Here is a 629-nt window from a genome sequence, read left to right as displayed (position 1 = left end):
TTTGCAAGGCCGCCTAGGGCCAGAGATTAAAGAATTTCGTCAGGAGCGCCGTACTTTACAGCTTGCAACGGTAGACAGCGAAGGCCGTCCGAACGTAAGTTACGCGCCTTATGTTCAGAATCAGGAAGGTTACTTCGTTTTGATCTCTCAGATTGCTCGCCATGCTCGAAATCTGCTAGAAAATCCAAACGTTTCACTGATGATGATCGAAGATGAAGATTCATCCAAACAGCTTTTTGCACGTAAGCGTCTGACGTTTGATGCGGTCGCAACGGTTGTTGAGCGTGATACTGAAATGTGGCAATTGGTCGTTGGTCAGATGAAAGCGCGTTTCGGTGACATCATCGACGGTCTAAGCCAGCTTGAAGACTTTGTACTGTTCAACCTAAAAGCTGAGAAAGGTTTGTTCGTAAAAGGGTTCGGTCAAGCGTATCAAGTCTCAGGCGATGACTTGGTTGATTTTGTGCATCTACAAGAAGGCCACAAGAAAATCGAAAACGCCTAATGCGGACGTCGTTTTTATGATTACTAAGAGGGAGTTAGGTTATACTGACTCCCTTTTTTACATTGGAACAACAGCATGAGACCTGTAAGCAAGGAACTGAGCGAGATCTGTTATCCCTTTATTT

General features: G+C 45.0%; 1 protein-coding gene. It reads left to right on the top strand.

The features are described from left to right. Position 1 precedes the first annotated feature (1 nt). The gene (gene hutZ, locus R8N49_RS28225; protein ID WP_318190582.1) at positions 2-505 is read left to right on the top strand and encodes a heme utilization protein HutZ; all 504 of its coding nucleotides are present in this window, start codon (positions 2-4) and stop codon (positions 503-505) included. Positions 506-629 lie beyond the last annotated feature (124 nt).

Source organism: Vibrio sp. 1978 (genome assembly GCF_033344345.1).
This window is presented reverse-complemented; position numbering and strand designations above follow the sequence as displayed.